Consider the following 11,926-nt stretch of genomic DNA (forward strand, 5'->3'; position numbering starts at 1 on the left):
AGCCTACTGCCAGCGAACGCGAGACCACCCCCGGACTACAGACAGCGCCTTTCCGGTGACCTTCCGTTCAGCTCTACTCGACGTGCATCGACAAGTTCCCGCACGAAGCGGAAGGAGTCTGCTCATGAAACGTCGAGCCGCCGTCATCGGTCTCGGCCACCAAGCGACCGAGGACCACCTGCCCGGCCTGCTCGGGTCCGGCAGGGCCGAGCTGGTCGCGGTCTGCGACAGCGACCCGAATGCTCTGCGGGCCCGACAGGACACCCTGCAGGTGCCCGGGTTCACCCGCGCCGCCGACCTCCTGGACTCGGTCGAGCCGGACTTCGCGATTGTCGCGGTCCCGCACCACGCAGGGCGGACCGTGATCCGGGAGTGCGCGGCCAGAGGCGTGCACGTCCTCAAGGAGAAGCCGTTCGCCACCTCCCCGTCCGAAGCCCGCGAACTCGCGGGAATCTGCGAGGCAGGCCGGGTGGAGCTGATGGTGACCCTCCAGCGGCGCTTCAACCCGCTCTACACGTCGGTACCGCAGCTGCTGGACCAGATCGGTACCCCGTTCCTGATCGACGGCCAGTACACCTTTCACACCGATGATCCCGGCGGCGGGTGGCGGGGGAACGTCAGCCAGGCCGGTGGCGGCTGCATCATCGACATGGGCTACCACCTGGTCGACCTGCTGCTCTGGTACTTCGGCATGCCCGCCCGGGTACTCGCCGAACTCTCGGCCTCCGCCGTACCGGGGGGTGGCTACGACGCCGAGGACACCGCCGTCATCCAGCTCGGCTACGAGTCCGACCTCTACGGCTCCGTTCTGCTCTCGCGCTGGATGGCTCCCAAGACCGAGAGGTTGCACGTCGTCGGCACGCGCGGGTCGGTCCTCCTGACCAGGGGCCAGGTCCAGCGTCTGGCACTGGACGGTTCGGTGGTCGAGGAGTTGTCCCGGCCTCAAGCCCCGGCGAGCGCCGCCACCGCCCAGATCGACCACTTCTGCCGAGTCCTGGACGGTGAGCGTCCCAACACCTCCGGGCCCGACCAGCACCTCGCCCATGCCGCCTTCATCGCGTCCTGCTACGCGTCGAAGAAGGCAGGGCGCTACATCGACCCGAAGGAGATGCTGTGAGCGCCCTCGCCCTACTCGGCGGCGACGCCGTCCTGACCGGCTCCGCCCCGCACTTCGTGTGGCCGCCCGTCGACGACGTCACCCGTGCCAGGGTCGCCGCCCAGCTCGACACCGCTGTCTCCGTTCCCGGTAGGTCCGGCATCGTGGCCGAGCTGGAGGACGCCCTCCAGGAGTACTTCGGGGTCCGGCACGCGATCACCCTCAGCTCCGGCACGGCCGCTCTGCACGCCGTCTACTGGGCCGCGCGTGTCAACGCCGGGGACGAGGTGATCGTCCCTGCCTGGACCTTCCACGCCACCGCCTCCCCGTTGTTCCACCTTCGCGCCGTTCCGGTGCTCTGTGAGACCGGCCCGGACGGAAACATCGACCCGACTCGCGTGGAGGAGTTGATCACGCCCAGGACCCGGGCCATCATGGTCACCCATCTGTGGGGCAGACCGGCGGCGATGCTCGCGCTGCAGGCCATCGCCAAGAGCCACGAGCTGGCTTTGCTGGAGGACGGCTCCCACGCCCACGGCGCTTCGCACGGCGGGCAGAAGGTCGGCACGTTCGGGCTCGCCGGAGCGTTCTCCCTCAACGGCCCCAAGCCGCTGTCCGGCGGAGAGGGCGGCTTCGTCCTCACGGACGACGACGACACGTACTACCGGGTGCTGACCTTCGCGCACTACAACAAGCGCGCCGAGTCGGAGATCCCGAAGAGTCATCCTCTCGCGCGGTACGCGGTGACGGGCTCCGGCCTCAAGCTCCGCATCCACCCGTTGGCAGCCGCCCTCGCCCTCGACCAGCTCGGCCGCCTCGACGGCTACCTCGCCGGCCGGGCCGAAGTCGCCCATCACCTCAGTGAACAGTTCGCCGGCATGCCCGGCTTGGACGTCATCCCCATGCCCGACGGTGTGATCCCGTCGTGGTACGGGTTGACGATCACCTACCGGCCGGAGGAGTTCGGCGGGCTGAGCATCGAGCGATTCCACCAGGCGCTCGTGGCGGAAGGCGCCACCGGGTTCGACCGGCCCGGCTCGACCCGCCCGATGAACCAGCTGCCGCTGTACCGACAGCCCGGCCCCCTCTTTCCCGGTCATCCGCACTCCCACCGTCGTTATGCGGACGGAGACTTCCCCGTCGCCGAGCACACCTACCGGCACACAATCAAGCTGCCGGTCTGGCATCGTGGGGAGGATCTTCCCCTGGCCGGGCGGTACGTCCGTGCGGCCCGCAAGGTGATCGACCACCACAAGGAGCTGCTGTGACCTCCCTCTTCGTCACCGAACCCGGCCTCGCCCCCGGTCTCCTGGCCGAGGCGGCGGAGGCGGGTGTCGCGAAGTTCGTGGTCGGTGCGCTGATCCACGACCGGGACGGCCGGGTGCTGCTGCTGCGGCGGAGGCCCGAGGACTTCCTCGGCGGCCTGTGGGAGCTGCCCGGCGGCGGTGTGGAGCCGGGCGAGGAGCTGGGGCAGGCGCTGGAGCGGGAGGTCCTGGAGGAGACCGGCCTCACCGTCGACGAGGTCACCGGCTACGTCGGAGCCTTCGACTACACGTCCGGCAGCGGCCGGCCAACCCGGCAGTTCACCTTCGCGGTCACGGTCGGGCGGCACGGGCCGGTCGTCCTCTCCGAGCACGGCGACTGGACCTGGGCGGACCGGGGCCGGCTGCCCGAGGTGAGCGACGAGACACGGGCGCTGCTCGGCGGCTGACATCCGGAGTGCCGCCTCGTCCCGCCGAGCTGCTCCTCGGCGGGACGAGGGACGGAAGTCCTGAGCGGTGGTGCATCCGGTCCGCGCGGGCCTCAGCGTGCGGCGGCCACGGCGTCGGTGTACTGCTCCGTCGTCAGATCGTCCTCCGCGATCCCGAGACCGGCCAGCACCGTGCGGACGACACGGAGGGCGGGAAGCAGGTCGTCGTCCGCCTTCGCGATGGTCTCCAACTCGATGAATGTGCCGTCGATCTCGGGTACTCGGACGAGGGTGGCGAGGAGCTGCCGTCCGTCAGCGGTGAACGAGTAGTTCCTGCACCGCTTCTCGAACGCGATGCGCGGGACGAATCCGAGGCCACGAACGATCTCGTGGGCGGCCTCCGCGTCCTCCACCCTCGTCTCGGCCTCGGGTTTCGAGGCGGACGCCTCATCCACCCGGGCGCTCTTGTAGGTCAGGACGGTCCGGGTGTCGTCCGGGCTGTGCACGGTACGGATCCGCAGTTCCCGGTCCGCTCCCATGAGCGATCCGTCGGGTGCGTCGAAATAGGTGTCGCGATAGACCTCCGCACGCCCGGGCCCGTACCGGTCTTCGAGCAGCCGGAGAATCCCCTCGGGGTCCCGCACTACGGCCTTCAGCTCCGCCTCGATCACCACCGTCGTCCCTCCGTCAGATCACGCGCTCGGCGTCGGCCACCATAGCGTCGAACATCCGGCGCCACCCTCGGTACAGCGGACCGTACGGCGTAGCCAGCACCTTGTAGGTCGCCGACTCGTGGCCCTCCCAGTCCGCGTCGAACGCGCTGACGTAGAGCGTCCTGTCCAGCCGGATCACGCGCCACACCGGCAGGGACCGGTAGTGGTAGACCTCGACGTGGCCGACCTCCGCGAGCTCACGAAGACGGGCCTCGGCGAGCCGGACACCACTGGCCAGCGACTCCGGGGACTCTCCGATCTCGGCCGCCCTGCGGACGAGGGCCGGTGACTCCGGGTCCAGCAGGAGCACACGGAGACGGGGCGGCAGGTCGCCGTCACGGTCGAGGTGCGGACGGAGCAGCGAGTCCCGAAGGCCCAGGAGACCCAGGCCGCGGACGGCAAGGACGTCGAGTTCACCGGCGGACCGGGCGGACCGCCCGATCTCCGCAGCGGCGGACGACTGGTCGGAGTAGACGCGGACGATCTCGGGGAACGCGGCGAGGTCGAATGCCGCTCCGGGTGCCCGTCTCTCCCTGCGCGGGGCCAGACCGAGCTGACGACGGGCGTCGTCCGGCATGTTCAAGCCGTCCGCGATGCGCTCGAAGACGTCCAGACGGACGACCTCACGGCGCCCGTTGATGATCTCGTTGACCCGGGCCTGCGTCATATCGACCTGGACGGCGATGCGGGCCTGGCTGGCCCCGCTGTGGTGCTGCACGTACCGGAACAGACTTCCGACGTCGCGGTCGCGGAGTGCAGCGCTGATCTGGCCGGTCTGCCACGAGGCGTCGGGCAGCATGATCGGTTCGAGTGCGGTGGCCATGGCAATCCCGTCCTCGGGAGCTATCTCACCGTGAGATTACCCTCTGGATATCGCCCTTGACCGCCGGTCACCGGGACGCTGTGAGAATGGAAGACCCTCCAACGCCGAAGCCGCCTCCGTCAGGAGCCCAACTCCAGGGCAGAGCCTGCATCCGCTGCAACCTCGGTGGTGGCGAGCTCGTGCGAGCCGGCCACGTCTACACCCCGACCGGCCCCGACCTGGCTCCTCTGGGCTGGGCAGTCGTCGCGCACACCTTCCCGTGTCCGGCTCCCGGGGAGACCCGGTGATCACCGTCGCCGCACGGCCTGACGAACCCGCCGACATCGTGGTCCGTCTCGACACCAGGCAGGGGGGCCGCTACATCTCGGCGGAATGCCTGTTCGGTGCCCACCACGGGTGCCCCGGTGGGATTCGGGACGAGGCGCGTGCGGTGGTGCTGGTGTGCCTCTGCGGTGACACCTCATGCGTGTGCAGCCGTCACCTACCGGGAGGGAACCGGTGAGCGCCGCCGATCGGGGGCCGGGCCTTCACCGGCGGACCGGGCCGCTGCGGGAGCGGGCCCGGTGGATCGTCCACCGGGCCCGTCGCAATTCACCGCGTGTTCCGCGGTCCCTTGGGGGTCAGCCGCGTTTGGCGCGCCACTGGCCGAGGATCAGCCAGACCAGGTAGCAGCCGCCGACGACGCCGGTGAGGACGCCGACGGGCAGCTGGGTGGGGGCCAGCAGGCGCTGGGCCGAGACGTCGCTGACGGCCAGCAGGAGGGCGCCGAGGAGGGTGGAGCCGAGCAGGTTGGGGCCGGTGGCCCGGGTGAGGCGGCGGACGGCCTGCGGGGCGATCAGGGCGACGAAGGGGATCGGGCCGGCGGCGGCGGTGGCCGCGGCGGTCAGGCCGACGCCGATCAGGACCAGCCAGACCCGGGCGCCCTCGGTCCGGACGCCGAGCGAGGAGGCGGCGTCGTCGCCCATCTCCAGCATCCGCAGCGGGCGGCCGAGCAGCACGGCGGCGGGCAGCAGCACGGCGACGGCGACGGCCATCGGGACGACGTGCTCCCAGCCGCGGGCGTTGAGGCTGCCGGTGAGCCAGACCGCGGCGCTCTGGGCGTCGCTGAAGGAGGCGCGGGCGATCAGGTAGGCGTTGAGCGAGGACAGCAGCGAGCTGACGCCGATGCCGACCAGCACCAGCCGGTAGCCCTGGGTCCCACCGCGCCGGGCGAGCAGGTAGACGGCGACGGAGGTGAGCATGCCGCCGACCACCGCTCCGCCGGCCACCGTGGCGGCGCTGCCGCCGATCACCAGGATGACGGCGAGGGCCCCGGTGGCGGAGCCGACGGTGAAGCCGATGACGTCCGGGCTGCCGAGCGGGTTGCGGGCGAGGGTCTGGAAGAGGGCGCCCGCGAGCCCCAGGGCGGCGCCGACCAGCAGGGCGGTGAGCAGCCGCGGCAGCCGGACCTCCATCACGATGTAGCGGTCGGCGCGCCGGCCGCCGCCGGTGAGCACCTCGACCACGTCGGAGACGGGCAGCGGGTAGTCACCGGCGGTCAGGGACCAGACGACCGCTCCGCACAGCGCGGCGAGGACGAGCAGGCCGACGACGGTGGCGCGGGCGTGCCAGCGCAGCGAGAGGCCGCCGGGGAGCCGGACCGCGCGCAGCGGGACGGCGGTGCGGGGGGCGGGCGGTGCGGGTGCGGGCGCGGCGTCGGCGGGCCGCTCGACCGTGGTGGGGCTTTTCACAGTTGGGCGATCCTCCGGCCGCGTACCAGGGCGATGAAGAGCGGGGCCCCGATGAACGCGGTGACGACACCGACCTGGAGTTCGGCGGGGTGCAGGGCGAGCCGGCCGACGATGTCCGAGCCGAGCAGCAGCACCGGGGCGAGGACGGCCGACAGCAGCATGATCCAGCGCTGGTCCGGTCCGCAGATGTGGCGGGCGAGGTGCGGGACGGCGAGGCCGATGAAGGCGATCGGGCCGACCGCGGCGGTCGCGGCCCCGCAGAGCAGGGTGATCGCGAGCAGGCTGAGGATCCGGGTGCGGGTGGGGTTGGCGCCGAGGGCGTGCCCGGCGTCGTCGCCGAGGGCGAGGGCGTTCAGCGGCCGGCCGAGGAAGAGGGCGAGGACGGCGCCGGCCGCGAGGAACGGGATGACCTGGCCGAGTACCGCGGAGTCGACGCCGGCGAGGGTGCCGACCTGCCAGAACCGGAAGCGGTTGAGGGTGAGCGGGTCGAGCAGGATGAGCCCGTTGACGAAGGCGGTGAGCACGGCCGTGACGGCGGTGCCGGCGAGGGCGAGCCTGGCCGGGGTGGCCGAGGCGCGTCCTCCGCCGCCGAGGATCTGGACGACGAGGGCGGCGACGGCGGCGCCCGCGAGGGCGAACCAGACGAAGGAGCCGAAGGTGCGCAGGTCGAACAGCGCGGTGCCGGCGGCGACGGCCGCCGCGGCGCCGCCGTTGATGCCGAGCAGGCCGGGGTCGGCGAGCGGGTTGCGGGTGAGCGCCTGCATCATGGCCCCGGAGATGCCGAGGGCGGCGCCGACGGCGATGCCCAGCAGGGTGCGGGGGATGCGGGAGTGGTGGACCACGATCCAGTCCTCGGACGTGGGTTCGCGGTTGAGCAGGACGTGCAGGACCTGGCCGGGGGCGATCGAGCGGGCGCCGATCGCGATGCCGGCGACGGCGAGGACCGCGAGCAGGGCGAGCGCCCCGAGCAGCCAGGCGGTCCGGCGGGCGGTGCCGGCCCGGCCGCGCGGCGCGGGCGCCTTGCGGGCCGGGGCCGGCTTGCGGAGGGTGTCGGTGCTCATGCGTGCGGCTGGTGGTCGTCCTCGTGGTGGTCGTGGTTGGCCACCCCGCGCTTCCAGTAGCCGTCCACGTCGACCTGGTTCTTGGTCAGGCCGCACTCGTTGCGCAGGTAGCGGCGGATCGGCTTGAGGGTGTTGGCCTCGCCGGCGACCCAGGCGAAGCCCATGCCCTCGGGCAGTTCCGCGGCGCGGATGGCCTGCTCCAGCAGGTCGGTGCCGCCGGATCCGGCGTCGCCGCGGTGCACCCAGGTGACGGTGGCGTCGGTGGCGGTGGCCAGGACCTGCTCGTGCTCGGGGCCGGGGACCTCGGCGAAGGCGAGGACCTTGACGCCGGCGGGGAGCATCTCCAGCCAGCGGGCGAGGGCGGGCAGGGCGGTCTCGTCGGCGCCGAGGAGGTACCAGTCGTGGACGAAGGGGATCTCCTCGGAGCCGCGGGGGCCGAAGACGCCGAGCTTCATGCCGGGTTCGGCCGCGGCGGCCCAGCTGGAGCCGACGCCGGTCCCGTGCAGGACCATGTCGATGTCCAGCTCCTTGGCCTCCCGCCGGTAGTGGCGGATGGTGTAGTCGCGGGTCAGCGGCTCGGACATGCCCTCGGGGGCGTCCATCCAGGTGTCGTTCTCGACGATGGGCTCGACCGGGAGCTCGTCGCCGGGGAAGGCGAAGCAGAGCTTGACGTGGTCGGTGGGGGCCTGCTCGCAGAAGCCGTCGAGGGCGTCGCCGGCGAAGGTCACCCGTACCGTGCCCGGGGTGACCCGGACGACCTGCTTGACCTCCAGCAGGCGGTACTTGAGCGGGTGGCGGACGATCCGCATGCGCGGCGGTGCCGTGTCGGTGTTCATCGGTCAGCCCATTCCGTGGAGGTGTCTGCAGGCCCGGACAGTCCCGTGCCGCCGTCCCGGAGCGGTTCCGGGGCGGCGGCACGGGGCGATCGTTCGATTAGGTTAGCCTAACCTCGGACTTCAAGACCAGCCGGGGTGCCGGATCCACGGCTCCCACCTGCCGTTTCGTCACCGGCCAGCCGTCCGCCGTCCAGTCGGACCACCCGGGGCAGCCGGGCGATGGTGGCCGGCCGGTGGGCGATGACCACCAGGGTGCAGTCGGAGCGCAGCTCGTCGAGCGCGTGCTCCAGCCGGGCCGCCGTCACCGGGTCGATGTCCGCGGTCGCCTCGTCCAGCACCAGGACGGCCGGGTCCGCCAGCACCGCCCGGACGACGCCGAGGATCTGGCGCTCCCCCGCGGACAGGTTGCCGCCGCGCTGGCCCACCTCGGCGTCCAGGCCGCCGGGGAGGTCCTCCAGCCATTCCCGCAGGCCGAGTTCGTCGACGGTCTTCTCGATCCGCGCCCGGTCGGGCGCGCCCTGGACGAGGGCGAGGTTGTCGGCGATCGTGCCGGAGACCAGGCGGACCTCCTGCGGCACCAGGACGATCCGGCGGCGCAGCTGCTCCTCCGGGATGTCCGCGAGGTCGGTGCCGGCGAAGGTCACCGCGCCGCCGTCGGGCCGGTAGAGGCCGCAGAGCAGCTTGGAGAGCGTGGTCTTGCCGGAGCCGGTCTCGCCGACGACGCCGGTGCGGCTGCCCTCGGGGAAGTCCAGCGTCAGGCCGTGCAGGTCGAGGCCCTCGGCGCGGTAGCCGAAGTCGACGGCGGTGCAGCGCAGGTCGCCGCGGGCGGGCAGGCCCTCCGCGCGGGCGGGGCGGCGCTCCGGGGTGGTGGCGGCCAGCAGGTCGAGCAGCCGGGCGAGGCCGGTGCGGGCGGTCTGCACCTCGCCGACGAGCTGGGAGATGTCGGCGAAGGAGTCGAAGAGGTTGCGGCTGGCGACGACGAAGACGACGACGGTGCCGACGCTGACGCTGTCCCGGGTGACGAGCCAGCCGCCGACCAGCAGCAGCACCACGAGGGCGGCGCCTTCGATCAGGCTGACCAGGTCGATCCGGTTCTCGACCCGCAGGGCGCGGCGGGCGGCGTGCACCGCGTGCCGGTTCTCGCGGTCGAAGCGCCTGGTCCAGCCGGCGAGGCCGCGGGAGGTCTGCAGGGCCTCACGGGCGGTCAGCGTCTCGGAGAAGGTGGCGGCGACCGTCGCCTCGGCGGTGGCCTTGCCGCCGAACGCCGAGGCGGCGTCCCGCTGGAACCAGCGGGTCACCAGCAGGGTGAGCGGCAGGAAGACGGCGAGCTGGACGAGCAGCAGCAGCCAGGAGTAGCCGGCGAGCACGACCAGGGTGAACGCCAGTGTGGCGACCGAGGAGACCAGGTTGCGCAGGTGCATGCGGACGAACGCGGCGAGCGCGGCGACCTCGCCGGTGGCGCGGCGCAGCAGTTCGCCGCTCCGGTGGGTCTCCAGGAAGCGCAGCGGGGCGGTGGCGAGGTTCTCCACGGCCTGCTCGCGCAGGGTGCGGACGACGGACTCGCCGCCCTTGATGAGCAGCAGTTCGCCGACCCGGGCGAGCACCAGCTGGGCGATCGCGAGGACTGCCAGCAGGGCGACGGCGAGGCCGAGGCCGCCGCGGTCGCCGCTGTTCAGGGAGTTGGCGGCGAGGCCGATCAGGGGGGCGACGGCGACGAGGGCGGCGGAGTCGGCGAGGCCGACGCCGAGTGCGACGCCGAGGCGGGCGCGGTGCGGGCGCAGGTAGGGCCAGGCGCGGCGGAGCACCGCGCGCTCGTCGGCCTCGTCCTTGAGCAGGGGCTGCTCAGCCACGGGCCACCTCCATGGCGTCCGGGGTGGTCACGGCGTCGGGCCCTTCGGGAGTGGCGGTGCTGTCGCCCGTGGTGCCGCCGCGCGGGGATTCCAGCGTCACGACGCGGTCGGCGGTGTCCAGGACGGCGGAGCGGTGGGTGGTGAACAGGACGGTGCGGTCGGGGCCGGCCCAGGTGCGCAGCCGGTCGAGGACGAGCTTCTCGGTGGTGGTGTCCAGCGCGGAGGTGGAGTCGTCGAGCAGCAGGACGGCGGGGTCGCCGAGCAGGGCGCGGGCGATGGCGAGGCGCTGGACCTGGCCGCCGGACAGGGCGGTGCCGCCCTCGCCGAGTTCGGTGTCGTAGCCGTCGGGCATGGCGGCCAGCTGGTCGTGGATGCCGGCGGTGCGGCACACCTCGTGCAGGGTCTCCTGGTCGATGTCGCGGCCGAGGCGCAGGTTGTCGGCGACGGTGCCGGAGAGCAGGACGGGTCGCTGGGCGACGTAGGCGATGCGCTCGCGGACCTGGTCGAGGCGGGCCTCGCGCAGGTCGGTGCCGCCGTAGGTGACGGCGCCGCCGTCGGGGTCGTCCAGGCGGACGGCGAGGCGCAGCAGGGTGCTCTTGCCGGAGCCGGTGGCGCCGGAGACGGCGACGAACTCGCCGTGCCGGACGGTGAGGTCGACCGGTCCGAGGACGGTGCGGCCGTCGCGGACGGCGGTGACGCCGGTGAACGCCAGTTCGCCGTGCGCGGGGAGGGCCCGGGCCTTGTCGGCGGGCGGTTCGGCGACGACGGGGCTGATGGAGAGGGCCTCGTCGATGCGGGCGGCGGCGACGTCGGCCTGGCCGCGTTCCAGGAGGCGGTCGACCAGGACGCGGGTGGCGAGGGTGACGATGGCCATCCAGGAGGTGAAGGCGGTGAGTCCGCCGATGGTCAGCCGGCCGTCGAGGACGGCGAGGCCGCCGAAGCCGACGCCGGCGGCGACCGCGAGGCGGGGGACGAACGGTCCGACGGCGGCCCAGCCGGCCTCGATGCGGGCGGCGACGACCGTCCGGACGGTGACCTCGGCGCTGGCGCCGTGGTGGCGGTCGACCAGCGGCCGGTGGCCGCCGGTGCCGCGCAGGCCGGTGCCGATCTGGAGGAGGTCGGCGACGGCGTCGGCGCGGTCGCCGTGGGCCTTGGCGAGTTCGCCGCTGGCGGCGGCGAAGCGGCGCGGGAAGTGCACGTTGACCCAGACCAGGAAGGGCAGGGTGCCGAGGGCGACCAGCAGCAGGCTGAGGTCGAGGGCGGCGATGAGGGGCAGCACGGTGAGGAAGGTGACGCCGAGGACGACCCAGACGGCGAGGCCGTGCACCCACTCGCGGACCAGGTCGGTGTCGCGGGTGGCGCGCATGGCGAGGTCGCCGTGGCCGCGGGAGGCGAGGGCGGCCCGGTCGAGGCCGGAGAGCCGGTGCAGCAGGCGGGCGCGGAGGTCGGCGCCGACCTTGGCGTCGGCGTAGCCGGCCCAGTACTGCCAGCCGTAGAGGCCGGCGAACTGGACGAGGGCGGCGAGCGCGGTGGCGCCGGCCCAGGTGAGGACGGCGCCGCTGTCGTGCTTCTGGATGCCGTCGTCGAGTGCCTTCTGGACGCACCAGGGTACGGCGAGCAGGGCGAGCTGGCGGATCGCCGCGGCGGTCATGGCGGCGGCCACGGTGGCCCGGTGGGGCCGGAGCGAGCCGCGGAGCAGGGCGCGGGCCCGGCGGCGGCGTTCGGCCGAGAGGGCACCGGGCTCCAGTTCCTCGTCGGCGAGTTGCTCGGCGGTCAGGCCGTCGGACGGGCCGGCGGCGGGTTCTGGCTGATGGGTGCTCACGCGATGGCCATCCGTCGGGTGTGTGCGGGGGGAGACAGGACGGGAGGGGACGGCGCGCGGCCGTCCCCTCCCGGGGCGGTCAGGAGGAGGCGGCCTCGGTCCGGGCGATCAGGCTGGCCGGGCGGAGGTCCGTCCAGTTGGCGTCGATGTACTCGGTGCACGCCTGGCGGGTGTCCTCACCGAAGACGGTGGTCCAGCCGGCCGGGACCTCGGCGAACGCGGGCCACAGGGAGTGCTGGTTCTCCTCGTTGACGAGCACGAGGTAGCGGGCGTCGTCGTCCTCGAAGGGGTTGGTGGCGCTCATC

11 protein-coding genes are annotated in these 11,926 nt (G+C 73.0%); 3 read left to right on the forward strand and 8 right to left on the reverse strand.

What is annotated here, in order from left to right; translation table 11 throughout:
* Positions 1-124: 124 nt before the first annotated feature.
* The 3 genes from OG550_RS02675 to OG550_RS02685 are packed head-to-tail and all read left to right on the forward strand — an operon-like array spanning position 125 to position 2,807.
* Complete coding sequence (locus tag OG550_RS02675) at positions 125-1,117, forward strand: Gfo/Idh/MocA family protein (protein ID WP_327674062.1); 993 nt, start codon at positions 125-127, stop codon at positions 1,115-1,117.
* Positions 1,114-2,364: a DegT/DnrJ/EryC1/StrS family aminotransferase gene (locus tag OG550_RS02680; protein ID WP_327674064.1), complete on the forward strand. Its 1,251-nt coding sequence runs from the start codon at positions 1,114-1,116 to the stop codon at positions 2,362-2,364. The genes OG550_RS02675 and OG550_RS02680 overlap by 4 nt, the downstream gene beginning before the upstream one ends.
* Positions 2,361-2,807 carry an NUDIX hydrolase gene (locus OG550_RS02685; RefSeq protein ID WP_327674066.1) on the forward strand — a complete coding sequence of 149 codons (447 nt, stop codon included), beginning with the start codon at positions 2,361-2,363 and terminating at the stop codon, positions 2,805-2,807. The genes OG550_RS02680 and OG550_RS02685 overlap by 4 nt, the downstream gene beginning before the upstream one ends.
* 92 nt (positions 2,808-2,899) lie before the next feature.
* On the opposite strand, the gene cyaB is transcribed toward OG550_RS02685, so the two are convergent.
* The 8 genes from cyaB to OG550_RS02725 all read right to left on the reverse strand — a co-directional run bounded on the left by cyaB (position 2,900) and on the right by OG550_RS02725 (position 11,925).
* Positions 2,900-3,457, reverse strand: coding sequence for a class IV adenylate cyclase (gene cyaB / locus OG550_RS02690; protein WP_327683659.1), 558 nt, complete (start codon positions 3,455-3,457; stop codon positions 2,900-2,902).
* Positions 3,458-3,473: 16 nt separating this feature from the next.
* Complete coding sequence (locus OG550_RS02695) at positions 3,474-4,322, reverse strand: helix-turn-helix domain-containing protein (protein ID WP_327674068.1); 849 nt, start codon at positions 4,320-4,322, stop codon at positions 3,474-3,476.
* A gap of 620 nt (positions 4,323-4,942) precedes the next feature.
* Positions 4,943-6,052 (reverse strand): FecCD family ABC transporter permease, encoded by a 1,110-nt coding sequence (locus OG550_RS02700; RefSeq protein WP_327674070.1) that lies wholly within the window; start codon positions 6,050-6,052, stop codon positions 4,943-4,945.
* Positions 6,049-7,113, reverse strand: a complete 1,065-nt coding sequence (locus OG550_RS02705) for a FecCD family ABC transporter permease (protein ID WP_327674072.1) — start codon at positions 7,111-7,113, stop codon at positions 6,049-6,051. The genes OG550_RS02700 and OG550_RS02705 overlap by 4 nt, the downstream gene beginning before the upstream one ends.
* A complete protein-coding gene (locus OG550_RS02710) occupies positions 7,110-7,949 on the reverse strand; it encodes a siderophore-interacting protein (protein ID WP_327674074.1) in 840 nt (279 codons plus the stop codon). The genes OG550_RS02705 and OG550_RS02710 overlap by 4 nt, the downstream gene beginning before the upstream one ends.
* A 107-nt stretch (positions 7,950-8,056) precedes the next feature.
* Positions 8,057-9,799 (reverse strand): ABC transporter ATP-binding protein, encoded by a 1,743-nt coding sequence (locus OG550_RS02715; protein ID WP_327674076.1) that lies wholly within the window; start codon positions 9,797-9,799, stop codon positions 8,057-8,059.
* Positions 9,792-11,621 (reverse strand): ABC transporter ATP-binding protein, encoded by a 1,830-nt coding sequence (locus OG550_RS02720; protein ID WP_327674079.1) that lies wholly within the window; start codon positions 11,619-11,621, stop codon positions 9,792-9,794. The genes OG550_RS02715 and OG550_RS02720 overlap by 8 nt, the downstream gene beginning before the upstream one ends.
* Positions 11,622-11,700: 79 nt before the next feature.
* Positions 11,701-11,925: an MbtH family protein gene (locus OG550_RS02725; RefSeq protein ID WP_327674082.1), complete on the reverse strand. Its 225-nt coding sequence runs from the start codon at positions 11,923-11,925 to the stop codon at positions 11,701-11,703.
* Between the last annotated feature and the right edge of the window lies 1 nt (position 11,926).

Origin of the sequence: Kitasatospora sp. NBC_00458, from assembly GCF_036013975.1 — a bacterium.
Classification (GTDB): domain Bacteria; phylum Actinomycetota; class Actinomycetes; order Streptomycetales; family Streptomycetaceae; genus Kitasatospora.